Raw genomic sequence first — 401 nt, 5'->3', positions numbered from 1 at the left:
CAGGCACCCGTAGCTCAGCTGGATAGAGCACCAGACTACGAATCTGGGGGTCGGGCGTTCGAATCGCTCCGGGTGTGCCATTTTCCTTCCTTGAACATTTGAAACGAGCCCCTTTCGGTTTTTCCGGGGGATTGGGTTGACCCTGTTCGCGCGCGTGTTGAACACTGTTGCGACAAGCAATTAAGTGTGGGGACTCTTATGCGTTCGTTTTGTGTCGCGGCTGGAATGGCCGTGCTCGCCACTGCCTTGCCGACGGCGAGTGCGCAGGACATTCCAATGGCCGGATGGACGGTCGAGGTTTCCCCCAACAGTATCTATCTGACACGACCGGACCTGCCGGGAATCAATGTTGGCATCGTCAGCGATGTGCGGCCAAACCTGACGCATGAGGAAAAGTTTGA

Annotated in this window: 1 protein-coding gene and 1 tRNA gene; both read left to right on the top strand. The window is 56.6% G+C overall.

From position 1 onward, the window contains the following. Positions 1-3: 3 nt before the first annotated feature. A tRNA-Arg gene (locus B4F73_RS09810) sits at positions 4-80 on the top strand. A 118-nt stretch (positions 81-198) separates the two neighbouring features. Beyond that, the coding region (locus B4F73_RS09805) for a hypothetical protein (protein ID WP_290483143.1) at positions 199-401 on the top strand (203 nt) is incomplete at its 3' end.

The sequence above is a fragment of the Hyphomonas sp. UBA3601 genome (assembly GCF_002375605.1).
In the GTDB taxonomy this organism is placed as follows: domain Bacteria; phylum Pseudomonadota; class Alphaproteobacteria; order Caulobacterales; family Hyphomonadaceae; genus Hyphomonas.
Note: the sequence above shows the minus strand (reverse complement) of the source record. Positions and strands in the feature narration are given on the sequence as shown.